The sequence below is a fragment of the Yersinia sp. SCPM-O-B-9106 (C-191) genome, assembly GCF_026183365.1.
GTDB lineage: Bacteria > Pseudomonadota > Gammaproteobacteria > Enterobacterales > Enterobacteriaceae > Yersinia > Yersinia rochesterensis.
Map to the genome: position 1 here is coordinate 2,966,255 of NZ_CP110791.1, position 23,016 is coordinate 2,989,270.

Consider the following 23,016-nt stretch of genomic DNA (forward strand, 5'->3'; position numbering starts at 1 on the left):
AAACCACTCAGTATGGGCATAGGGTCGTAGACAAAAACTGAATACGCAATCTATGCAACTGTGCACATTCTGAAACAGCATTATTGTGGTGCATAATGCGCCCCATTTCAGTGCGATGTTGCACAAATGTATCAATTTAGGGAGAAATGTTAATTGGCACCTTGCCAGCGAATGAATAGATCTTTAGGTAGCTCGATATCAAATTGATCAATAACCCGGTTAACGGTCTGATCAATAATATCTTCGATGGTTTCCGGACGGTGATAAAACGCAGGCATCGGCGGCATAATGACCGCGCCCAATTCAGCAGCCTGTACCATCAGCCGCAGATGGCCTAAATGCAGGGGGGTTTCACGCACACACAACACCAGTGGGCGGCGCTCTTTCAGTATAACATCAGCTGCGCGAGTCAATAAACCATCGGTATAACTATGGGCAATACCAGATAACGTTTTGATTGAACAAGGTAAAATAACCATGCCACTGGTCTTGAATGACCCCGATGAGATACATGCGGCGATATCACGAGAATCGTGTACTACATCCGCAAACGCCTGCACATCCTTAACACTAAGCTCCGTTTCAAGCGCTAGCGTCTGGCGCGCCGCATTGCTGAGAATCAAGTGAGTTTCCACGCCCTCGACCTGTTGCAACACCTGTAACAGGCGAACACCATAAATGGCGCCGCTGGCACCACTGATGCCAATAATAAGTCGTTTCATGGAAAACCACCTCACACTAAAGCCGCTTAATAATTATGTGCAGCATAACCGAATAAGGCCAAACTTTGCCGCATCAGGTACTGATTAGCAAGTTATGGCACTAAGCTATCTTACATAAAAAAAGGTGCACCGCGCTTGAACGCTGGTTGCACCTTTTTGATTCACACTCTGTTTTTCCGCTACGGCAACATATTCTCTGCCATAAACTGGCGTAACTTAGGGTGTTAACCCTCGTTATGCATTTCCAGGTTTTCCGCTTCGTTATGATTACGCAATGCTTGCGCATCATCGTTGCGTAACGACTCCAGATATTCCAGATAGCTTTGATCCACATCTTTAGTGACGTAAACGCCATTAAAGACTGAGCACTCAAACTGAGTGATATCTGGGTTATCTTCGCGTACAGCCTCGATAAGGTCAGTAAGATCTTGGAAAATCAGTGCATCTGCGCCAATTAGCTGGCGAATCTCGTCGACTTCACGACCATGTGCGATTAACTCATTGGCACTTGGCATATCGATACCATACACATTCGGGAAACGAATCTCCGGGGCGGCAGAGGCGAAATACACTTTACTTGCCCCAGCTTCACGCGCCATTTCGACAATTTGTTCCGATGTGGTACCGCGCACAATCGAGTCATCCACCAATAATACATTCTTACCACGAAATTCTGCGCGGTTAGCATTCAGTTTACGGCGCACTGATTTACGGCGTTCCTGTTGGCCCGGCATGATAAAGGTACGGCCAACATAACGGTTTTTCACAAACCCCTGGCGGTACGGTTTATCCAGAATTCGGGCGATTTCCAGCGCGATATCACAGGAAGTTTCCGGGATAGGAATGACAACATCGATATCCAGGTCTTCCCACTGTTTGGCAATTTTTGCACCTAATTTCTGCCCCATGCGCACACGCGCACTGTAAACAGAAATTTTATCCATAAAGGAGTCTGGGCGGGCAAAATAAACATACTCAAACAAGCACGGATTGTATTTTGGATTTTCCGCACACTGGCGGGTGAACAACTGGCCTTTTTCGGTGATATACACTGCTTCGCCCGGTGCCACATCACGCAAAAATTCGAAACCAAGGGTATCCAGCGCCACACTTTCAGAAGCGACCATATATTCATTACGGCCATCAGCAAGAGTCCGTCTGCCAATAACCAGTGGACGAATACCGTTAGGATCACGGAAAGCAACCATACCGTGGCCGATAATCATCGCGACACAAGCATAGGCACCACGAATCAACTGATGCGTAGCAGCAACAGCGGCAAAAATGTTGTCAGACTCCAACGGATAGTGCTGGAAACGGTCCAATTCACTGGCAAAAATATTCAGCAGAATTTCTGAGTCAGAAGTGGTATTCACATGACGGCGAGAAACTTCGAATAATTTTTTTCTCAACTGGTGAGCGTTAGTCAGATTACCGTTATGAGCCAAAGTGATGCCAAACGGTGAGTTAACATAGAAAGGCTGAGCCTCGGAAGCACTGGAACTGCCTGCCGTTGGGTAACGAACATGACCAATCCCCATGTTCCCCTGTAAGCGCAGCATATGCCGGGTTTCAAATACATCCTTCACCAAGCCGTTCGCTTTACGCAGCCGGAACCCATTATGGGCATCAATGGTAACGATGCCCGCAGCATCCTGGCCTCGGTGCTGAAGCACCGTCAGCGCATCATAAATCGACTGGTTTACCGGTGCAAAACCGGCGATACCGACAATACCGCACATGTTGTCTTTTCCTCATAAGCCGCTCCGAATCGGTAATTGATTCGGTAAGAAACTCGACGTGCTCTGCAGATAGTCAAAAAACCACCTGATGATATAACTGAACTGCGGGATTAATTGCGACTGCTTCCAGTCAACACTCTGTGAGAAACCGGTAAACGTGTCCAGAAAGAACAACATGGCAGAGACAATCAGAACGCCTCTCAGCGCCCCAAAACAGATCCCCAGCACTCTGTCAGTTCCTGATAATCCCGTACGTTCAACCAGCGAACTAATCACATAGTTAACAATAGCCCCGACGATCAATGTCGCGATGAACAAAATGCCGATAGCAATTCCGTTGCGAACCACTTCGTCCTCAAAACGAGTGAAGTAGACAGCAAGGTAAGTGTAAAAATGACTGGCAACAAAAAACGCACATCCCCATGTAACAAGTGACAATGCTTCACGGACAAAACCCCGGATTAAGCTGACTAAAGCAGAAAATCCGATAATCCCTATAATGACGTAATCAATCCAGACCATGACTATTCCAATGACGAAATCGCCGCTGCATCCTGTTCGCGGCGAATTCTAACAGAAAAAGAAAACGTTTGCGTAGAGGAATTATGACCGGCGACAAATTAAAGTGCGGCGATTTTAAAAACAACAATCACCGCACAAACTTAGCGTTAAAAACCCTGAACACCCTGATGTTTTAACCTTTCTTCAAACTTTAGCGCCCCGTGCCATAAGGCTTAACCTGCCCATTCAGACCACTTAATGAATTAAGTTCTGGCAAGGCCGATTGTAGCTTTTGCTTTGACGCATCCGGCCCCACGAAGACGCGGGTAATCTGGCCCTGAACCGGCGTTGCTGGCACTGTAAATGCCCGATGGCCTGACAAGCGCAGTGTCGCAACAATTTCATTCACTTTGGCCGCATTTTTCAATGCCCCCAGTTGGACAACATAAGCCTGCCCTACGGGTGCTTTTTCTTCCGTGGCCGGTTTGCTTTCCGGCTGAGTTTCCGGTTTAACCTCAGGTTTTGGCTTAACTTCCTGCGGTTTTTTCTCGACTGGAACTGGCTTACTTTCGACTGGTTTAACCTCAGCCGGTTTTTTCTCGACCGGTTTCACTTCAACCGGCTTACTTTGTAGCGGTGGCGGTGCCACGATAGTCGGTTCAGACGGCAAATTACCGGCATCATTAGCGGCCTGAGAGGCGGAATCATCTTTAGGGACTTCCACAGCTTGCGCTGCGCCTTCCGGCGGCGCAATAGGTAGAGGCTGATTGATCGGCGGAACCGCATCAATCTCCTGGCTATCACCGGGTTTTGGCACTAATGGAATGGCAGCAAACTCATCCTCATAATGCTTCTTTTTACCATCCAGCAACCCCGGCAGCACAATCACGCCCAAAGCCACCAAAATTATGGTCCCAACTAAACGGTTCTGGAACTTACTTGCCACTCACTCGCCCCTCAATGCTTTATCAATTCAAGCTGTTACAAATTCAACGCTGCCATGACGTGAGCAACTGTATGGAAAGAGCCACAGACAATGACCACATCCTGTGGTTCTGCATCCTGCATAGCTTGTCGCCAGGCAGTTTCGACATCACTAAACTGGCGTGATTGTGCCAAATACTCGGCTAATTGCTCCGCACTGGCTCCACGCGGCCCTTCCAGCGGCGCGCAGTACCATTCATCAACTTGCTCAGATAAGCATGCCAACGTACCACCAATATCTTTATCCGATAACATCCCGACTACCGCGCGCACTTTGCCCTGTTTGGGCAATTTAGCCAGTTTATCAGTCAAATAACGTGCTGCGTGCGGATTATGAGCCACGTCCAAAATCAACAGTGGCTGCTCACTGACTATCTGAAAACGCCCAGGTAAACTGGCGGCCTGCAACCCCTGGCGAATCACCTCTTCGCTCAATGACAATCCGGAATAATGCAATACTGCCAGCGCAGTCGCAGCATTGGCTAGCGGCACATTCGGCAACGGTAACTCGCTCCATTGGTGACCATCGCAGTGCCATTTCCAGCTTTTTTCTTGCTGACTGAATTGCCAAGCGATATCCCGCTGATACAAGTACGCACCGAGTTTTGCAGCAACATCTGCAATAGACTGTGGCATATCAGGTTCGCCTACCACCGCGGGTTTACCCGCACGGAATACACCGGCTTTTTCCCGGCCAATACTGTCACGATCAAACCCCAGCCAGTCAGTATGGTCTATTGCAATGCTGGTGATGGCGGCAACATCCGAATCAACAATATTAGTTGCATCCAAACGCCCACCTAAGCCCACTTCGAGAATGACCACATCAAGCTTAGCCTGCTTAAACAGTTGCAATGCAGATAAGGTACCGAACTCGAAGTAAGTCAATGATATATCTTGGCGCCCGGCTTCAATTTTGGCAAAAGAATGGCTATGTTCGGCCTCAGATGGCTCTTGCCCCTGAATACGAACGCGCTCGGTATAACGCAGAAGATGGGGTGAGCTATATACCCCGACCCGCAGGCCCGCTGCCAGTAAAATGGATTCCAAGGTACAGCAGGTGGTGCCTTTGCCATTAGTACCGGCAACGGTAAATACTTTAGGGGCAGGTTTAAGCAAATCCAGACGCTCAGCAACCTGTTTAACACGCTCCAGCCCCAGCTCGATTGGCTGAGAATGCAAACGTTCAAGATAGTAAAGCCACGCGGCCAAAGGCGACGTGGCTTGGGGAATTTGATTGTTGTCCATGAGTCCCACCACTGACCTTTATAGCCATCCTACTTCAAGCTGCATGTGCGTTGGCTGCTTTCATTCACCCGAATCATTGACTGGTGTCAATTCATCGAGATTCTGAGCCTCTCATGAGACTCACCCTGCGAGCCGGCGTAAGCGATATTCAGCATGGTTTACAACCAAGTTGTCACTCAATTGCCGCCATCCTGCAACTCGAATTATTTTGGGTAAATATTTTCTTTTTTAAAGCGATAAAGCTCAAGCAACGATAATGCACAATAATCGGGCACCACCTTATCAGGGTGATGCCCGTTCAGTTAATCAGGCATCAGCCTGATTATTAGTCACCGCTGCATCAGCCTTGGCTTCAACCACGCTTGGCTGCGGCTGATGAGTCAATTTCGACAAGATGCTGGCTAGCGTCTGACGCATAACCGGACGGCGAACTATCATGTCGATAGCGCCTTTTTCAATTAAAAATTCACTGCGTTGGAAACCCGGTGGCAGTTTTTCACGAACAGTTTGTTCGATAACCCGAGGGCCAGCAAAACCGATCAATGCTTTCGGTTCAGCAATATTGATATCACCCAACATCGCCAGACTAGCGGAAACACCGCCCATGGTCGGGTCAGTCAGCACTGATATATATGGCAAACCGCGCTCTTGCATTTTCGCCAGAGCAGCACTGGTTTTTGCCATCTGCATCAGAGACATCAATGCTTCCTGCATACGGGCACCGCCACTGGAAGAGAAACACACCAGTGGACAATTATCTTCCAGCGCTTTTTCTACTGCGCGAACAAAGCGAGCACCTACTACTGACGCCATTGAACCGCCCATAAAGGCAAATTCAAATGAAACCGCCACAATAGGCATCCCTTGCAAGGTTCCTTTCATAGCAACCAAAGCATCTTTCTCGCCTGTCTCTTTTTGTGCAGCAGAGAGGCGATCTTTATACTTTTTGGAATCCCTGAATTTCAGGATATCCTTCGGCTCCAGTTCGCTACCCAATTCGACTTCACTGCCAGCATCCAACAGCATATGTAACCGCGCGCGGGCGGACATTCGCATGTGGTGATCACACTTAGGACACACTTCCAGATTGCGCTCTAACTCGGCACGATAAAGTACCTGACCGCAACTGTCGCATTTTGTCCACACCCCTTCAGGAATACTCGCTTTACGGGTTTGTGTGATATTGCTTTTGTTAAGAATTCGTTCAATCCAGCTCATCGATGACCTTTCTGTTTGAACCTGGCTATTGCCAGTCCGCTGTGCGTGCTTTAACCATCTTCCTGAAAAAAACCAATAAAAATACCCATGTTATAGGCCGGTACAACGTAGCTGTAACCAAGGCACTAAACTGGCACTAAACTCGGATTATCCACAGGAACAGACCATAAATGTTACTCATTAAACCATATTGGCTCGACAGTGTAGATAAAAAACTGGTCGAACCCACGGCTCAGGTAACGTTTTTACTGATTTTTCTGACGAGAACTCGCACGCCGATGGCGCCAGACCTCAAATACGCCGGGTAAAATTGACACCACAATAATGGCGACAATCAGTAATTTCAGATTTTCCTGAACAAACGGCATGTTACCAAACCAATAGCCAGCATAGGTGAATAACAGCACCCATACTAATGCCCCAATCACGTTATAAGCGGCAAAGTGACGATAGGACATTTTCCCCATACCCGCGACAAACGGCGCAAAAGTACGAATAATCGGGACAAATCGCGCCAGAATAATCGCTTTGCCACCATGTTTTTCATAAAACTGATGCGTTTTATCCAGATAACTGCGACGGAAAATTTTGGAGTCCGGGTTACTGAATAGTTTTTCACCGAATACCCGGCCAATGGCGTAGTTGACGGCATCGCCCAGAATGGCAGCCGTGACCATCAAAGCAACCATAACATGGACATTGATATCATTGGAGGGCAAGGAAGCCAAAGCTCCGGCCACAAATAACAGAGAATCACCCGGTAAAAATGGCGTCACTACCAGGCCAGTTTCACAGAATAAAATCAGGAATAAAATGGCATAAACCCAGATTCCATACTGCGCCACCAGCTCCGCTAGATGAACATCAATATGCAAAATAAAATCAATAACGAAACGTATAAATTCCATAAATATTCTCGAGAGGTAAACGAGCTTAATCTTTGATTGAGCGAGTTTAGCTGAACTTCCTTAGGGATTCCTTAACCCCCGCTCACCAGACAGTCAAACTCGCCTTATTATCTAAAATAAAGTGACATAAAATAAGGCTACGATTCAGTCATCAGCTAAAAAAAGTGGCCCCATCGGCGCTTTCGGTAATGCAAAGTGTTCAGGATAGTCGACGGCGACTAAATATAATCCTTCCGCTTTGGCGGTTGCCGCTGCACGTGCTCGGTCTTTCAGTGCGAGCAACTCTGCTATCCAAGTGACATCTTGATTGCCGCAACCCACCTCTATCAAGCTGCCGACAATGTTACGCACCATATGATGAACAAAGGCGTTGGCTTTGATATCTACCACGATATACGCACCATGTCGGGTAACTTTGACATGTTTTACATTTCGCCACGGGCTACGGGACTGGCATTGTACGGCACGGAACGAGGTAAAATCGTGCTCGCCGAGCAAACTTTGCGCAGCCTGTTGCATTTTTTCGGCATCGAGCGGCAGATAACAATGGGTTACCCCTTGCGCCAATACCGCAGGGCGGTAGCGATGATTAAAAATAATGTAACGGTAGCGACGAGCCGTAGCACTGAAGCGGGCGTGAAAATCATCATCAACCGTTTTTACCCAACGAACTGCAATATCGGGGGGTAAATGACTGTTGACGCCCATCGTCCAGGCGGCTTCTTTGCGCTCAGCCGTGGTAACAAAATGGACCACCTGCCCGGTCGCGTGCACACCAGCATCCGTTCGCCCAGCGCAAAGTACGCCAATAGGCTCATTGGCGACTTTCGAGAGCGCGGCCTCCAGGCAAGCTTGGACGCTGGTCACTTCTTGCTGGCGTTGCCAACCAAAATAGCGGCTACCGTTGTATTCAATACCCAGCGCAATTTTAATGCCCGCAGCTTTAGCCTCGGCACTTTCTGGCTGGGTCAACTCAAGTTCGGACATCAGTATAGTTGCTCCTGCAACAGGCGCTCCGCCGTTTCAATCGCCATCAATGCACCACCAAAACGAATGTTGTCGGCCACCGACCAGAACTGCAACACTTCGGGAATACCATAGTCATTGCGGATACAACCAATACTTAAGACATCACTGCCAGAAGCGTCACTGACTTGAGTCGGATAATCATCTTCTTCAGATAATTGAATATCTTCGCAACTTTCCAGTTCACTGCGAGCTTCATCTGAGGAGATCGGACGTAACGCTTCCAGATGAACCACCTGTGCCTGGCCATAAAATACCGGCGACTGGATGCAAGTCACGGAGATAGGCAAGCCGTCATCTTGTAAGACTTTACGCACCTGATCCACCAAGCGGCGCTCTTCGCGCACACTGCCCTCTTCATCCGCCAGTAGCGGTAAAACGTTAAATGCCAATTGCTTGGCGAAAATGCCCGGCTCGGCGGGGATACCATTGAGTAATTTAGCACTTTGCCCTGCAAGGTCATCCACTGCAGCTTTGCCATGGGCAGAAGCCGAAAGCAGCGCGGTAACATGCAGGCGGGATAAACCGGCCTGTTCAGTCAGCGGTTTAATCGCGGTCAACAGTTGGCTGGTCAGACTATCGGCGACCGCCACAATATTGCGATTACGATAATCGGCCAAAACTTGAGGATTCACACTCGGCACCACCAACGGCACATCCGGCTCCATTGCGAATAAGCCGCTGCTGTCGATGACCAGACAGCCAGCATTCCCCGCTTCTTCCGCATATTGTGCAGAAGCTTCACGGCCAGCGACAAAGAAAGCCAACTGCGCCTGCGACCAGTCAAATTCTGCAACATTTTCCACTAGTACACTTTTACCATTAAAGCGCACTGTCGCACCGGCACTGCGCTCGCTGGCCAGCGGATACAATTCACCAACCGGGAACTGGCGCTCACTTAACAGCTCCAGCAAAGCTTCACCTACTGCGCCCGTTGCTCCTAACAGAGCAATATTCCAGCCGTCAGACATGTTGGTTTTCTCCACTAACGTTCATTAAATTACAAAGAGTTATGCAAATAACAGAATGGTCATTTACTGATGAATTAATTCGACATCCCCAAAGTCATTGGAGTTGCAGGTAGGCAGCAAACGAACGAATCCCGATGAGCTTACATAAGTAAGTGATTCGGGTTCTTGAGCGTAGCTAACACCCCTGTGGCTTCAAGGACGAAGGGTATTGGTGCTAAACCCTAACTTCTGTAGCAACTCGGCACTGGCAGCGTCATCGCACTGCACGCAAAGTGATGACCATTCGCGCCGCTCCTGATAATGCTTGCGCAAGCGGTCAAACTCGCCCGGCAGACCAGCGACACGGCGCAGCGGCGCATCATCGCGGCGCACATCATACACCAAGTGCATCAATCGTTTTAATTTGCCTTCGTCCAGCTCACCATTTAATCGTAACTGGCTGAACTCTGGTGGCGGCAGCAAGCTGGCAAGTTCGACAGATTGCGGCTGACCCAGATATTGGCTAAATGCTTCAAACACTTGGGTGGTACCGCGCGCTTTGCCTTCTAAGGTGTATCCGGCAATATGCGGGGTGCCAATATCAACGCGGGCCAATAGCGGCAAAGATAACTCTGGCTCCGGCTCCCACACATCCAACACCACACTGAGCTTTTTACCTTTCTCCAGCGCACGGAGCAATGCGGCATTATCGACCACCGCGCCACGGCAAGCATTAATCAGAATGCGGCCGTCCGGTAACGCCGCCAACAGCTCATCATCCGCCATGTGCAAGCTTTGATAAGGGCCAGTTTTATTCAGCGGCGTATGGAAAGTGAGAACGTCAGCTTCGCGCACCAGTTTTTCCAGTGGCCAGAACGCCTCTTTATCGCCTCGATCCGCGCGTGGAGGATCACACAGCAGCGTTTTTACGCCAAGAGCTTGCAGGCGAGCATTCAGTCGCGATCCCACATTACCGACACCAATGATACCGACAGTTTTATCACGCAACTGGAAGCCATCGCGTTCAGCCATCATCATCAGCGCAGAAAAAACATATTCAACCACGGCGATAGCATTACAACCAGGCGCGGCGGAGAAGCCAATGCCCTGTTGCTGTAGCCAGTTTTCATCAACATGGTCAGTACCGGCGGTCGCCGTGCCGACAAAGCGAATGGACGTGCCTTGCAATAGCGCCTCATTTACTTTGGTGACCGAGCGCACCATCAGCGCATCTGCACCAGCGAGTGCATCAAGGGGAATTGGCCGCCCCGGCACCGCCTGTACATCACCTAATCGCTGGAAGAGCGCATCGGCATACGGCATATTCTCATCAACCAGAATTTTCACTTTGTTCTCCGGCAGCTTACTGCCCTAAAAACAGGAAGGGGGGACATTATAGGCCACTATTGTCTCTGCGGAAACGCTCCGGTGTGGTCCCTGATATTTGTTGGAACATGGCAATAAACGCAGAGGATGAGCTATAGCCAACATCCAGTGCCACACTTTGCACTGTTCGCCCTTGTTCCAGTAGCGAAATGGCATGTAAAAAGCGTAATCGTTGCCGCCACTCGCTAAACGCCATGCCCAATTCCTGCTGGCAACGGCGCGACAAAGTCCGTTCAGTGGTATAGACCCGTTTAGCCCAGAGTGCTAGCGAGGTATTGTCAGATGGGCAGCGCTCCAGTGCTGTTAGAATGGGCGACAGCAACTTATCTTGTGAGGTTGGCAAATAGGTACACTGCACCGGCGAGACTTTGAGCTGGTCAATCAGCACCGATCCTAAGCGCATATCGGGTTCACTTTCCGGCATTAACAAACCCCGCGAGAAGCAATTTTCCACGATAGCATTAAAAATCGGGCTGACATTGATAAGGCAAGCTGACGTGGGTAGTCCATCACAGAGTTCCAGCGCGATATCAATAGCACGAAAATGCATCGGCTTGCGGTTATAGCTGGAATGCTCGACCCCGGCGGGAACCCAAACACTGAATTCAGGCGGGGCCAGAAAACGCTGGCCGCCGATACTCATTGCCAGCACACCCGACTTAACACATATCAATTGCCCGTAAGTATGGGTATGTGGCAGGAATTCAGTATCAGCATTGTATATTTCACAGCGAAAAGACAGATTCTGCGGCGCGATAGCCGCCACCACTGGGAAATTGGCTTTTGTCATTGTTATTTATCCCCTGCGGCTTGAAGTATGGCGGGTAAATTGTCCTAATCACAGCAACGATTGTCTGATTATCAGTATATATAATAAATCAGACAAGGATACACTACACTTAATATGAGTTAGATGAGAATTATAAGTATGAATGTGCTATTTCCCCTCTTCGCGGTGATTATCTGGTCAATCAATGCCGTGGTCAGCAAGATGTCCGCCACCGCTATCGATCCAGCCGCCATTTCCTTCTATCGCTGGGTACTGGCATTGCTGACTCTCACACCATTTTTGTTGCTGGGTGTTATCCGCAACTGGCAGGCCATCCGCGTCTATTGGTGGAAACTGATGATTTTGGGGCTGCTGGGTATGGTGCTATACCAAAGCCTGGCTTATTACGCCGCCCATAGTGTCAGTGCCCTATTTATGGGGATTCTTAGCTCGCTGATCCCCTTACTTACCGTCCTTATTAGTATTGTGGTGCTGCGAGTCGCGCCTACCGTCGGGATTGCACTGGGTAGCGTATTGTCATTAGGGGGATTGGTGTGGTTAGTCAGCGCAGGTAACCCGGCGCAATTGCTGCAACAGGGCATTGGTAAAGGTGAACTGATGATGTTTGCCGCATCGGCCTCCTATGCTCTCTACGGGGTATTAACCAAACGCTGGGCGATGCAGTTGCCCAACTGGCAATCACTTTATATGCAAATTGTTTTTGGCGTGGTGCTGTTAATACCCAACTTCCTGCTAGCACCGGATGTTCAATTAACCGCACAAAATATCCCGTTGGTATTATTTGCGGGTATCCCGGCCTCTATCATTGCGCCTTATTTATGGATCCACGGCGTCATGCGGCTGGGCGCAAACACCGCGTCAATATTTATGAACCTGACACCGGTGTTTACTGCCATTATCGCCGTGACTTTCTTGCATGAGCAATTGCACAGTTACCACCTGATTGGCGGCGGTATTACTCTCGCAGGGGTGATATTAGCTCAACGTCTGCGCACACCATTACGCCGAAGAACGGCGCAATAAATTATCAAGGTGAGATAGCGGCATTATTCTGCGCCACTATCTCATTAGTCACATTCTCTTTTCTGTGTAGCATTAATACGCCCAATAAGACCAATGCGCTGCCGAGTAATTGCGCCGCCGATAAGGTTTCCCCCAACAGAAAATAAGCAATCACCGCAGTGAAAATTAACTCCAAAGTTAATATCAAACTGGCAACCGCCAGTGGCAGCGTTTTCAAACTCAAATTAAACAGGCCAAAGCCCAGTAAGGTCGGCCCTGCCGCCAAAATCAATAATAGCCACCAGCCAGACCATTGAATACCCTCCGCCCCTCTGGACAAGAAAAACAGATTGCCAACCATCTGCTGTAACCCCTGTATCGGAAACCATAAAAGCAGTTGGTTAAATATCAATTGATAGATAGCTGAGAAACCAAATACATACAAAATGGTATTCCACACCGGATAACGGCGATCAGTGGCAATTCGCCCGGCCAGAGTATAAAAACTGTAACCAACTCCCGACGCCAGCCCAATGAATAAACCAATAAAATTAAAATTTGCCGCCGTGATATTCAGCCCATCACTGACCAGAAAACAACCCACCAGGCTGATCACGATAACTATTAACTCACGCCACCCCATATATTCGTTATAAAAAACCCAACCAAGAAAAACAGTAAAACCCACTGAGCAATACACCAGAATAGTGGATATTGATGCCCCATTTAACGCGACGGATTCTGTCCATAAGCCATTAAATACCGCCAGCAATAGACCATAAGCTAAATAGAATTTGACCTGATCACGACGTAATTTGGCCCACTCAGGTCTGACCGCGAGTAAAATAGGCAACAACACTGCCGCGACCAACCCTGCTCGCCAGAAAGCTAAAACTGAAGTCGGTAAATGATAATGCACGGTGAGAATGCGGATAATAATCCCAGTAAAACCTAATAACATGGCGCTGATAATAGCCAGCACATATCCTTGCCGCTTACCGGTAAAAAAGCCACTTTTCACCCTCGGGAGATGGGCCATTGATGGGGGTAATCCCGCCGGCATTGCCATAACAGCCTCATTAGATTAACAACATTGCTTTATTAAAGGTGATTTTACTCCGCCGTTTTTTTGTCACCAGAGCCACTTTCCTGCTGATTGATACAGGCCACTTTTTCTTGCTTGAAGCCTTGCAGTCATTGAGTATAGTGAAAGTATTATTTCTCACGCGAGCCACTTTCGGCGCTATCACATGCATATTCCTTTAGATCGCCAACATGACATTCCGCTGTATCTGCAAATTGAAGAAGCGCTGCGCCGAGCTATCCTCAGTGGGGTATTTGCTGATGGAGATAAATTGCCGTCAACCCGAGCTTTGGCAGCAGAATTATCTGTCAGCCGCCTGACGGCAGATAACGCTTACGCCGAGTTGGCGGCAAAAGGTTTTTTGCAGCAACGACGCGGCAGTGGTGCCTATGTTCGCTATCTGCCCCCCCCGCCGAGCCAACCACAGCCGCTGTTACAAGGGGAATTTCCACTCGACCGATTTACTACCGTCACCTCACGGCTAGACGGTTATGCAGATATTCCCCTGCCCCCAGACACCATCAATTTTGCCGCCGGTATTGGTAGCCCGAAGATTTTTCCACTGGATGAATTCCGCCAGATTCTGCAATCCATATTGCGGCGTCATGCTGAAGAAGCATTCAGTTATGGCGATTACTGCGGCTATTACCCCTTGCGCGATACCCTCAGCCGCATTCTTTCTGCTCAAGGCATCCCGACGCGGCCAGAACAATTACTGATAACTAATGGTTCACAACACGCCATTAGTCTGGTGAGCCAATCACTATTAGCCCCTGGTGATACCGTGTTGGTGGAGGAACCCACCTATGCCGAAGCGCTGGCCCTGTTTCGCCTGCATAAAGTCAATGTTGTTGCTCTGCCCAGTGACCAACAGGGCATGCAGTTGGATACCCTGCCCGCGCTGTTAGCTCGACATCAACCCAAACTTATCTATTGCATCCCTAATTTTAATAACCCCACAGGCCGCTGTATGAGTGAAGACCGTCGTCATCAGCTATTGCGCATAGCCCGTGCCGCCAGAGTCACCATCCTTGAGGATGATTATGTCGGTGACTTGCGTTACAGCGGCAAAAAACTGCCTTCACTGCGCTCACTGGCGGCACCGGGCGAGGTTATCTATGTCAGTACCTTTTCCAAAATGCTGCTGCCCAGCATGCGCATTGGTTATTTGGTTGCCGACCAACCCCACTACACGCAGTTAGCGTGCTTAAAGCATGTTGATAGTTTTACCAGTTCGAATCTCATCCAGCGGGCGCTGGATGCTTTTGTGACTGTCGGGCGCTATGACAAACAGTTGCGCCGCGCCTGCCGTTTATACCGCCAGCATCGCGATGCCATGGCCGAGGCACTGACACAAACACTGCCACCGGGCTGCCAATTTGAAATACCTGACGGTGGGTTATTTATCTGGCTGCAACTACCTGAAAATGCATCCATTTCACAATTGATGCCACTGGCCTGGCAAGCGGGCGTGACTTTCGCAAAAGGCGGAGGATTTTATACCCAAGAAGCATACGGAGAATTTACCCTACGTTTGAATTTTGCCGCTAACTCCCCGGAACTGATCATCCAAGGAATCGCCCGGCTGAGTGCGGCCATTCGGCAGTGTCAGACAGAAAAAAGCCCGGCATAATCACACCGGGCGAGTCGAGTAATGAGGAAAATATTATATTAGAAAGAGGCCAACCACAGGCGCAGTTTCATTCCCCAATAGCTAGTCCAACCGCTGGTGTGCTGCACCATTTTGCCTTGATAGAGGATAACCACCGTCGGCGTGACATTAATTTGCCACTGGGCGGATAATTGGCCTTGCGGGTCATTAATCACCGGCAGTTGATAACCTTTTTTGCGCAACCAAGTCTCGACTTGCGCGGGGTCTCCTGATCTCAGCGCCACGGTCAGGACATTTTCACCCTCTTGCACCAACTGATTGACACTGGGTGTGGTGAATTTGCATACACCGCACCATGTCGCCCAGAAATAGATCAGCAGCGGTTTTTCCTGACTCATCTCCTGCAAGGACACCGGCTTTCCCGCCAGAGTTTGCCATGGCGTATCCGGCCAGTCAGCCGGTGCTTGTGGGCTACGCAGCCAATCCATGGCGAATGAAACCACCGCCGCCAGCAGCAATAAAACCAGCAGCTCTTTGCCCCAGCGCTTTAAGCGTTTCATTTACCCGCCTGCGCCAATTGTTGTTTCACTATCTCCTCCAATTCTTGATAAGAAATAGCTCCCGGAATCATTTGATCGCCAATCAACGTGGCCGGGGTGCCCTGAATACCCAGTTGCTCAGCCAACTTCAGGTTGGAGCGCAGCACATTTAAACTTTGCTCACTCACCTCCACGGCCATCACCCCGGTTTTTTTCTGAGCGGCGGCAATACTGCTGGCATCATGAAAGCCCTTTTTCGCCATCAAACGCTGATGAAAAGCCATCCATTGGTCAGGATGTTGTTGCCACAGAGTTAATGCCAATCGCGCACTGGTCACTGAGCTTTCCCCTTTGAATGGCAATAGTTTTATCACCACCGCCACCTGTGGGTAGTCTTTGGCTAGCTTCTCCAGCAATGGATCAAATGTTTTGCAGAATGGGCAATTGTAATCAGTAAAAGAAACCAAGGTCAGTTGCGGTGTGGTCGCACCAAAACGCGGGCTACCGGGGTCTTGATACAGGGCTTGCTTATTCGCGGCAATAAACTGGCTCAGTTGTTGCCCCTGAGCTTCATTGGCCTGCTGCTGCCAGGCATTGACCGATTGCTCCAAAATATCTGGGTTAGAGATTAATGTTTCGCGGATCAGTTCTTTAATGCGGACTTCCTGTTCCGGGGTGAAAGGAGCCGCCGCCCATAGAGGCGTCGAAAACAGAACCAACAGTAATACAATCAACTTTCTCATTACAGTCAACATGCTCATTTTTCATTTCCTTTAGCATCAGCCAACACTTTCAGCAGAACATCACGATCCAGCAGCGGAGAAAGTACGACTCCCTGCGGCTGTTGTGGCCCATAAATTTGATTGAACGGGATGGCAACACTGCCGCGTTCGCGTAAAAATGCGGTGATATCCGCAGAAGGACGAGTCCAGTCTCCGCGTAACGCCACCACGTCCGGCGCTTGCAAAGCTTGCTGCACATCATCGCGCATCAGCACGTGTATTTTGTTGACTTTGCAAGTCACACACCAATCTGCGGTGACATCAACAAACACGCTTTTATCTTCGGCAAGTGCCTTTTTAATGGCGGATTCGGTTAACGGCTGCCACGGAATATTGTCATGCAGCGGCTTGCGCCATAAATCAGCGGTTAGCGACCCAACCAGTAGCAATCCTCCGACAATCAGCACCGCGATTAAACTGACTATCGCGGCGATGCGAGTGCCGTAACGCCAGCCAATCGCCAGTAGCAGCGCCAGCAAGACTATTCCGGCGATGATAATGGCGGCTTGGAGGCCAATATGGCTGACCATCAAGCTCAGTAGCCATAAACTGGACACCAGCATCAGCACTCCCATGGCGATGCGCAAGTGGCTCATCCAACGGCCGGGGCGCGGTAAGCACAATGCCAGTTTGGGCCACGCGGCCACCGCCAACCACGGCAAGCTCATCCCGACACCGAGCGCAGTAAATATCCCCCATAGCGCGGGTAACGGGGCCGCCAGTGCAAAAGCCACTGCGGTGCCGAGGAAGGGAGCAGAGCACGGTGTTGCCAGTAAAGTCGCCAGAGCACCTTGCCCAAAGTGACCAGCCATGCCGCGTGCGCCCGGTTTCTCGACGCGCGGGGCGGCGATGCGGGAATTCAACGAGGAAGAGAGCTGAATCTCGAATAACCCGAACAGATTGGCGGTAAAAAGTGCGGTGACTAAAACCATAAAACCGATAAACCACGGATTTTGGAACTGAATCCCCCAGCCAAGCGCATGGTTGCCCAGACGTAAAACCGTCATCAGCAAGGCCAACAACCAAAATGAGGTGATGATTCCGGCCGATGAGGCCAAAAACTGCCACCGCACCTGACGGCGAGTTTGCTGCTCGGTTTGCAGAATCGAACTGAGCTTCATCGCCAATACTGGCAGCACACAGGGCATCAGGTTAAGGATTAATCCACCCGCCAGCGCCATCAGAACCCAAGACCAAAACGAGGAGCTGGATTGCGGTAAAGTCAGCGCTTGTCCGATAGTCACCTGGGCCTCTTGCGCCAGCCCACCATCGGTTATCACCAAGGTCAATAGCTTGCCGCGCAAATCGCCGGTTCCCTCCCCCCAGCCGTCGGTGGCGGGCACCCGCACCAACAATTGATGGCCCTGCACAGTGACCACGGGCTTGCCGAGATCCACATCGTCGAGGGTATCGAAGAACAATTCCGGCTTCTGCCAACCCTCATCACGCTGAGCAAGGATTTGCACTTCTCCTTGACTAAAGCCCGCTTGAATTTGCTGAGTCAATGCATTGGCAATCGGCACTTGCCCCATCGCTTGGGCAAAATCATGTTCAAATTGCTGCTGGTTTTCGGCACTGACGGCAGAGGATAAATCGAGGCTAAAGGAATAGTCCGTCAAAATGCAGACATTACTGCATGTCGATAGCGTCAGTATTCCGCTTAATCTGTCGGGAACCTTGCCGGAAATCACCATCGGCAGAGTGACCTGCTCATGATATCCCTGAGTAGAAATCCCAGAGACATCAAATCGTTGTGGTACCGGCCAGTACCATTTCACCGCGTTGAGAGGTGGCGACCAGGCAATAGTGGGTGCAATGCCCCCTTCCCCCGGCGAACGCCAATAGGTTTTCCAACCTTTTTCCAACTGGACGCTAAGTAACATGCGAGTTTCATTGCCAGCAGAAGGCTCGGCACGAATGCGAACCTTGGCATGGTCATTTTGTGCACTGACCAGCCAGCCGCTATCTGCCGCCCAAAGGGTTGGCATCCATAGCAGCAACAGACAGAACAAAGCTGTCTTGCTTAAATTGAGCATTGTTTTTCTCCAAAAATAGATTAATTACAACAACATAGAAAGTTGCTGTTCTATTCCCGGAAAATGCATAGTTGCAAATGCACCCTCAAACCACTGGGTGATATGACTCTGGGCGGAGGGAACCGCATACTGGCGGGTATGATGGGGATCAACAGCAGGAGCAATAAGCCCAGAGAGAAAATGGCTAACTCGAACAGAACCGGGGGGGAGGTTAGCAAGGATTTGGCACTTAACTCACAAGAGGTTGGGCCGTCATTTGCATCGGCAACAACTTGTGATGATGACGTCAAAAGAAGACTTTTTTCCAGCGCGTGCAAGCTGGCGATGCGTTGCGTCATACAAACCAGTATGACCAGGCAAGCCAGAGAGAGAAACCATTTTGCGGCGCGTTGTCTTTTAAACATTATCTGTATTTAAACATTATCCGTATTTGACCATTATCCATGCTTAACTATTATCAGCCACGAGCTGAATGAGTTACCCCTTGAATGGTTAAATCAATTCCATTTAAGGTTGAGCGCCCATCTTAGCCGCATAATTAAGATTATCAATCTTTGAACCTAAACAATCAGTCAAAGTGACATTTAATTACAAAAGCATTTAGCCAAAAACATAATCTGGAGGTATGGGTCGCCCACATTTACAGGTATTATATCTGTAACCTGCATCAACCCGCGGGTCACCGATAAATCTTCCACACTGTCGCCCCACTGCGAAGGACGGGTTATATGCAACCTTTGAACGGCCCAAGTGTTCCTATTGCGAGTGGCAGCAATGTCGCGCCGACTAAATTACCCTCTCCGAGCCAAGTGGAAGATAGGGCACTCACCCCGGCACAGCGCACCACGCTGGAAAAACTGATTGTGCGGATCATCGCGCTCAGCCCAATAAAATCTGCTGAGATTTGGGCGGGCTTGCGCCACGATTTATCTCTTAGCAGCACCAGCGATTTACTGGCTCGCCACTTCCAACCGGCAGAGCAATTGCTGCAAACCCGCTTGTCGCAAGCTCAGGAAAACCATGCCAATCACCAACTACGCCAGCAACTTACCGAGTTACTCCCCCAAGGTAATAACCGCCAGGCTGTGAGTGACTTTATCCGTCAGCAATTTGGTCACACGGTATTGAGTCAGTTAAGTCATGCAGAGCTGCAACAGGTATTGGTATTACTGCAATCCGGCACACTGAATATTCCACAACCCCAGTTAACAACCATAACTGGCAGGCCATTGTTACCTGCGGAACATCAACATATTCAATCGTTGGTGGCGAAACTCAGTGCGGCAACGGGCGAGCAACCCGCTAAAATTTGGCAAGCACTGTTTGATATGGTGGGAGTGAAAAGTCATGACCCGCTGCCTGTTCGTCATTTTCAGATACTCAGCCAGTTTTTACAGGCCAAAGTGGCCCTTAGCCAGCAAACGGCCCCGACATTAATTAATCTGCAAACTGCACTCAAACAGCCCGCCGATGCGCAGGAACAGCAACTATTGATTGATTATAGTCTGAATCGCTTCCAGGCCAGCCCAACCACACCGCTGACACAGGCGCAGTTAAACGACATTATTAATGTCCTGTTTGCCGCCCGATTAGACCGCGCGAATGCAGCGCAGCGCTTGGCTGAAGATCAAAAAACCCTTCAACCGTTGATTAACCCGCTGATTGCCGCACTGCCGCAGTCATTACAACCTTTGTTGCAAAAGCCATCACTGGCTTTTGTCGCGCTCATTATTGTCATGCCCATTTTATTGGCTATTTTTCTTTAAGCACGTTGAGTCACGACTTATTGGCTTAGGTTGTTTATCCCTGAGCCAATAAAGTGACCACCATCCTCTCAGAGCACTAATAATAGCCAGCCGACCAACCCACTCCAGAATAAGAATGGCAGCGAATAAGCATGAAACTTTAGCCAAATAGCCGGTTCACCCGCCATTCTAAGTGCAATCAAGTTGGCCATAGAACCTAAAGCGAAGCCAAAGCCACCAATATTAACCGCGTAGGCCACCAGCGCACTGGAGGGCAGGTAATTAAGTAATAAAATGGTCGCGGGAACATTACTGATAACTTGGGATAAACCGATGCCTAATATATAAGCTGCATCCGCAGATAATGTTTTGATTTCACCGAAGAGTGATTGTAAGCCGGGTAATTCAGTCAGCAGGCGCACATCAATAAACATCGCCATAAAGACTAGGATCAAGCTCCAGTCGATGGCCAGTAAAACGCGCCGCGCCAGTAATAATAACCCTGCAAAAACAACCAATAGCCCGTAACCTGCCCAGCCAAAATCTACACAGATAATAAAAATCACATATAGCGCCAAACAACTCAATAACAGACGAGATTGGTAAGGGTAAACCGGGCTGGAAGCTTGTTTGTTAATTTTTCGCGCAGGGAAACGCCACCAAGTTACTGCCAGCAACGTTGACAAAATAATTGCTGCCAGCGGGGCCATCTGAAGTGTAAAGCCAATAAACGACAGCTCGGAACGGCTCCATAACAGAATATTTTGTGGGTTTCCAATCGGAGTTAACAACGAACCCGCATTCACAGCCAATGCAGAGAAAATAATCAGGCGGGAAACCGGTAAAGAAGATATCTTTTTTAGCGTTAAAATCAGTGGGACAATGATAAACAGTGCCACATCATTTGTCAGAAATGAGGACAACACGGCCGCTGATAAGACTAAAAACAGCGCCAGATGCCGCTCCGTCTGTAATGTATTAATAATCTTCCGACCGATAAAATCGAAGTAACCACTGACTTCGACCCCTTTCGTCAGCAGCATTAATCCCAATAAAGTGACAATAGTTGTCCAGTCGATAAACTGTGGAAAAGCCGAAATTTTTGTTGGCATCAATGCAGTCAGGCCGATACCTAAAATCAATAGAATATGCAGCAGGCGGTCTTTCAAAAAAGGTCTGAAAACAGTTTTTACTGCATAATGAGTGGTCGTGAATAGTGTCATCAGAAAATCTACAAATAGCAGGGGCTGACAAAGAAGGCCACGTTAGCGCAGCCTGCCATTTAATGCCAGCCCCTATTTCCTACTGCTGACCAAACTTATCAGCGGTGGACTCAAGCTAGATTTGAGTATTTTGTTTTATCGCTTTTCTAAAGTCATCCATTGAGCAGAATCCTTTAGCATCAATCGGGCAACCTTCAATTTCCAGTGTGACTCGTTTGGGCGGAGCTTGAAGTGACAACGGTGTTTTATTACGGATTTGTTCAGTCGACAAATATATATACTCAATCTTCATCAATTCTTTGTTTTGTTTAATGTCTTTCCAGCGTTCAAATACCACCTTGCCGCTGATGGGGGTTTTCTCATATTGATCTGGCAGTTGATATTCTTTGGTCTTGAGCGCGGCCAATAATGACGCAATATTGGAGTCATGCCCGACCAATACCGCCAGTTTGGCTTTTTGTGCCGCTAATTCATTCGGCGTTTTCTCACCAATGGGATCAAGGGCTGAACTGATAAAACCAACCAACTTCTCGGCAGCATTATCTGCTATAGCGGGTGAGCCGAATAAAGTTTCATGGTAGAGGTTTTTAATATCGATTAATTTGCGCCACTCTTCAGAAGACTGAATGCGCCCCCAAGCGACATCTTTGGCCGGGAAACCCTCATAATATTGCAGCATGAAAGCATCCGATGCCCCGGTGCCCAATCGCAGTGGGCCGGTAATGCCCGGTTCTTTATTTTGCACTAATACAATATCTGTCGGCTGTGTGCTCCAATCACATTTTTTATCTACTAAGCACGCAGGTGAGTTTTTATAATCCAAAACTTGGGACAACAAATCATAGTTAGGTTGTAAGCGCTTATTTAAGCCCTCAACTCCGCCTGGCCCGGCATGTTGATTAATAGAAGCCAGCGCTTTTTGTTTAAACTCTGGGGTAATGTCCAAAGTAATAATTGGATTAAATACCGGGTCCATTTTGCCGATTTCTTTTTGGTGAGTAACAGGAACATTACAACCGGGGAAAGCACCAAATAAGAAATGTTGCGCAGTGCCAATCGTTCTTGGCAAACTGTTGGCGTAGGTAAATACCGTGGTGGGTGCTGGGCATCCGCTTGATTTTAATAACTTGGTATCTGCCAGCCACTCGCGGAAATACCCGCCCATCATCGCCTCAAGTTCTGCGCCTTTTGGCGTCAGGTAGCCGCCGGGTGTTGTCCATTGCGGCCATTTATCCGGTGTTGCACTGGAAAGCATATCACCATAATTCACCAGAGGTGCGCGTATACCATGGCGGCTCATGACTAAAATCTGTTCAAGCTTATAATTATCGCTTTTATCTTGAGCCATAATAGGGGTTGAAGCAGGTAGGAGTATTGCCAATAAGGTCAAGGTATACGCAGTTTTTACTTTTATCATCTCAAGCTCCGTCATCCAGTTGATGTATATCCCCTTTTCGCTTGGCATTGCGGGGGAATTGCAAAACCAAGCGAAAAGGGGATATAAGAATCTGTAGACTT

21 protein-coding genes are annotated in these 23,016 nt (G+C 49.0%); 3 read left to right on the top strand and 18 right to left on the bottom strand.

Annotated features, from left to right (window positions below; all coding sequences use genetic code 11):
* Positions 1–149: 149 nt before the first annotated feature.
* From OP863_RS13530 to OP863_RS13580, 11 genes are all read right to left on the bottom strand, one after another.
* On the bottom strand, positions 150–722 hold the full coding sequence (locus OP863_RS13530) for a UbiX family flavin prenyltransferase (RefSeq protein ID WP_038631773.1): 573 nt from the start codon (positions 720–722) through the stop codon (positions 150–152).
* 224 nt (positions 723–946) lie between these two features.
* A complete protein-coding gene (purF, locus tag OP863_RS13535) occupies positions 947–2,464 on the bottom strand; it encodes an amidophosphoribosyltransferase (RefSeq protein WP_145587827.1) in 1,518 nt (505 codons plus the stop codon).
* Positions 2,465–2,476: 12 nt separating this feature from the next.
* Positions 2,477–2,986, bottom strand: coding sequence for a colicin V production protein (gene cvpA / locus OP863_RS13540; RefSeq protein ID WP_004391612.1), 510 nt, complete (start codon positions 2,984–2,986; stop codon positions 2,477–2,479).
* Positions 2,987–3,176: 190 nt separating this feature from the next.
* Entirely contained in the window at positions 3,177–3,911 is a 735-nt protein-coding gene (dedD, locus tag OP863_RS13545; RefSeq protein ID WP_265525398.1) for a cell division protein DedD, read from the bottom strand.
* A gap of 35 nt (positions 3,912–3,946) precedes the next feature.
* Positions 3,947–5,197 carry a bifunctional tetrahydrofolate synthase/dihydrofolate synthase gene (folC, locus tag OP863_RS13550; RefSeq protein ID WP_265525399.1) on the bottom strand — a complete coding sequence of 417 codons (1,251 nt, stop codon included), beginning with the start codon at positions 5,195–5,197 and terminating at the stop codon, positions 3,947–3,949.
* A 306-nt stretch (positions 5,198–5,503) separates the two neighbouring features.
* On the bottom strand, positions 5,504–6,415 hold the full coding sequence (gene accD, locus OP863_RS13555; protein WP_038631762.1) for an acetyl-CoA carboxylase, carboxyltransferase subunit beta: 912 nt from the start codon (positions 6,413–6,415) through the stop codon (positions 5,504–5,506).
* Positions 6,416–6,660: 245 nt separating this feature from the next.
* Positions 6,661–7,323, bottom strand: a complete 663-nt coding sequence (locus tag OP863_RS13560; RefSeq protein ID WP_038631759.1) for a DedA family protein — start codon at positions 7,321–7,323, stop codon at positions 6,661–6,663.
* A 144-nt stretch (positions 7,324–7,467) separates the two neighbouring features.
* Entirely contained in the window at positions 7,468–8,310 is an 843-nt protein-coding gene (gene truA / locus OP863_RS13565) for a tRNA pseudouridine(38-40) synthase TruA (RefSeq protein WP_042562393.1), read from the bottom strand.
* Positions 8,310–9,320: an aspartate-semialdehyde dehydrogenase gene (locus OP863_RS13570; RefSeq protein ID WP_032820321.1), complete on the bottom strand. Its 1,011-nt coding sequence runs from the start codon at positions 9,318–9,320 to the stop codon at positions 8,310–8,312. Before OP863_RS13570 ends, truA begins: the two co-directional genes overlap by 1 nt.
* 192 nt (positions 9,321–9,512) lie before the next feature.
* Entirely contained in the window at positions 9,513–10,646 is a 1,134-nt protein-coding gene (pdxB, locus tag OP863_RS13575; protein WP_120011337.1) for a 4-phosphoerythronate dehydrogenase PdxB, read from the bottom strand.
* A gap of 46 nt (positions 10,647–10,692) precedes the next feature.
* On the bottom strand, positions 10,693–11,475 hold the full coding sequence (locus tag OP863_RS13580; RefSeq protein WP_145587835.1) for an AraC family transcriptional regulator: 783 nt from the start codon (positions 11,473–11,475) through the stop codon (positions 10,693–10,695).
* Between the two features lie 138 nt (positions 11,476–11,613).
* Between OP863_RS13580 and OP863_RS13585 the strand changes: the two genes are divergently transcribed.
* Positions 11,614–12,498, top strand: a complete 885-nt coding sequence (locus OP863_RS13585) for a DMT family transporter (RefSeq protein WP_265525400.1) — start codon at positions 11,614–11,616, stop codon at positions 12,496–12,498.
* A gap of 4 nt (positions 12,499–12,502) precedes the next feature.
* On the opposite strand, the gene OP863_RS13590 is transcribed toward OP863_RS13585, so the two are convergent.
* Positions 12,503–13,546, bottom strand: a complete 1,044-nt coding sequence (locus OP863_RS13590; RefSeq protein ID WP_265525401.1) for a DMT family transporter — start codon at positions 13,544–13,546, stop codon at positions 12,503–12,505.
* A gap of 181 nt (positions 13,547–13,727) precedes the next feature.
* Between OP863_RS13590 and OP863_RS13595 the strand changes: the two genes are divergently transcribed.
* A complete protein-coding gene (locus OP863_RS13595) occupies positions 13,728–15,194 on the top strand; it encodes a PLP-dependent aminotransferase family protein (protein ID WP_145591623.1) in 1,467 nt (488 codons plus the stop codon).
* Between the two features lie 38 nt (positions 15,195–15,232).
* Here the strand turns inward: OP863_RS13595 and OP863_RS13600 are convergent, their stop codons facing one another.
* Genes OP863_RS13600 through OP863_RS13615 form a run of 4 tightly spaced genes read right to left on the bottom strand, consistent with a single transcriptional unit; the run spans position 15,233 to position 18,934 of the window.
* Positions 15,233–15,733, bottom strand: a complete 501-nt coding sequence (locus OP863_RS13600; protein WP_145591622.1) for a protein disulfide oxidoreductase — start codon at positions 15,731–15,733, stop codon at positions 15,233–15,235.
* The gene (locus OP863_RS13605; protein WP_265526267.1) at positions 15,730–16,455 is read right to left on the bottom strand and encodes a DsbA family protein; all 726 of its coding nucleotides are present in this window, start codon (positions 16,453–16,455) and stop codon (positions 15,730–15,732) included. The genes OP863_RS13600 and OP863_RS13605 overlap by 4 nt, the downstream gene beginning before the upstream one ends.
* 14 nt (positions 16,456–16,469) lie before the next feature.
* Entirely contained in the window at positions 16,470–18,530 is a 2,061-nt protein-coding gene (locus OP863_RS13610; RefSeq protein WP_265525402.1) for a protein-disulfide reductase DsbD family protein, read from the bottom strand.
* A gap of 50 nt (positions 18,531–18,580) precedes the next feature.
* Positions 18,581–18,934, bottom strand: coding sequence for a copper resistance protein (locus OP863_RS13615; protein ID WP_265525403.1), 354 nt, complete (start codon positions 18,932–18,934; stop codon positions 18,581–18,583).
* Positions 18,935–19,258: 324 nt separating this feature from the next.
* On the opposite strand from OP863_RS13615, the gene flk reads away from it, so the two are divergent.
* The gene (gene flk, locus OP863_RS13620) at positions 19,259–20,296 is read left to right on the top strand and encodes a flagella biosynthesis regulator Flk (RefSeq protein ID WP_265525404.1); all 1,038 of its coding nucleotides are present in this window, start codon (positions 19,259–19,261) and stop codon (positions 20,294–20,296) included.
* Positions 20,297–20,364: 68 nt separating this feature from the next.
* Here flk and OP863_RS13625 read toward each other — a convergent pair whose 3' ends face one another.
* Positions 20,365–21,498 carry an SLC13 family permease gene (locus OP863_RS13625; RefSeq protein ID WP_265525405.1) on the bottom strand — a complete coding sequence of 378 codons (1,134 nt, stop codon included), beginning with the start codon at positions 21,496–21,498 and terminating at the stop codon, positions 20,365–20,367.
* A gap of 115 nt (positions 21,499–21,613) precedes the next feature.
* Positions 21,614–22,915, bottom strand: coding sequence for a bifunctional glucose-1-phosphatase/inositol phosphatase (agp, locus tag OP863_RS13630; protein ID WP_038631735.1), 1,302 nt, complete (start codon positions 22,913–22,915; stop codon positions 21,614–21,616).
* Positions 22,916–23,016: the final 101 nt, after the last annotated feature.

Excerpts from the sequence above, each read along its gene's own strand:
- OP863_RS13530 (WP_038631773.1), bottom strand. The coding sequence starts at position 722 with ATGAAACGACTTATTATTGGCATCAGTGGTGCCAGCGGCGCCATTTAT.
- purF (WP_145587827.1), bottom strand. The coding sequence starts at position 2,464 with ATGTGCGGTATTGTCGGTATCGCCGGTTTTGCACCGGTAAACCAGTCG.
- cvpA (WP_004391612.1), bottom strand. The coding sequence starts at position 2,986 with ATGGTCTGGATTGATTACGTCATTATAGGGATTATCGGATTTTCTGCT.
- folC (WP_265525399.1), bottom strand. The coding sequence starts at position 5,197 with ATGGACAACAATCAAATTCCCCAAGCCACGTCGCCTTTGGCCGCGTGG.
- accD (WP_038631762.1), bottom strand. The coding sequence starts at position 6,415 with ATGAGCTGGATTGAACGAATTCTTAACAAAAGCAATATCACACAAACC.
- OP863_RS13560 (WP_038631759.1), bottom strand. The coding sequence starts at position 7,323 with ATGGAATTTATACGTTTCGTTATTGATTTTATTTTGCATATTGATGTT.
- truA (WP_042562393.1), bottom strand. The coding sequence starts at position 8,310 with ATGTCCGAACTTGAGTTGACCCAGCCAGAAAGTGCCGAGGCTAAAGCT.
- OP863_RS13570 (WP_032820321.1), bottom strand. The coding sequence starts at position 9,320 with ATGTCTGACGGCTGGAATATTGCTCTGTTAGGAGCAACGGGCGCAGTA.
- OP863_RS13580 (WP_145587835.1), bottom strand. The coding sequence starts at position 11,475 with ATGACAAAAGCCAATTTCCCAGTGGTGGCGGCTATCGCGCCGCAGAAT.
- OP863_RS13585 (WP_265525400.1), top strand. The coding sequence starts at position 11,614 with ATGAATGTGCTATTTCCCCTCTTCGCGGTGATTATCTGGTCAATCAAT.
- OP863_RS13590 (WP_265525401.1), bottom strand. The coding sequence starts at position 13,546 with ATGGCAATGCCGGCGGGATTACCCCCATCAATGGCCCATCTCCCGAGG.
- OP863_RS13595 (WP_145591623.1), top strand. The coding sequence starts at position 13,728 with ATGCATATTCCTTTAGATCGCCAACATGACATTCCGCTGTATCTGCAA.
- OP863_RS13600 (WP_145591622.1), bottom strand. The coding sequence starts at position 15,733 with ATGAAACGCTTAAAGCGCTGGGGCAAAGAGCTGCTGGTTTTATTGCTG.
- OP863_RS13605 (WP_265526267.1), bottom strand. The coding sequence starts at position 16,455 with ATGAGAAAGTTGATTGTATTACTGTTGGTTCTGTTTTCGACGCCTCTA.
- OP863_RS13610 (WP_265525402.1), bottom strand. The coding sequence starts at position 18,530 with ATGCTCAATTTAAGCAAGACAGCTTTGTTCTGTCTGTTGCTGCTATGG.
- OP863_RS13615 (WP_265525403.1), bottom strand. The coding sequence starts at position 18,934 with ATGTTTAAAAGACAACGCGCCGCAAAATGGTTTCTCTCTCTGGCTTGC.
- flk (WP_265525404.1), top strand. The coding sequence starts at position 19,259 with ATGCAACCTTTGAACGGCCCAAGTGTTCCTATTGCGAGTGGCAGCAAT.
- OP863_RS13625 (WP_265525405.1), bottom strand. The coding sequence starts at position 21,498 with ATGACACTATTCACGACCACTCATTATGCAGTAAAAACTGTTTTCAGA.
- agp (WP_038631735.1), bottom strand. The coding sequence starts at position 22,915 with ATGATAAAAGTAAAAACTGCGTATACCTTGACCTTATTGGCAATACTC.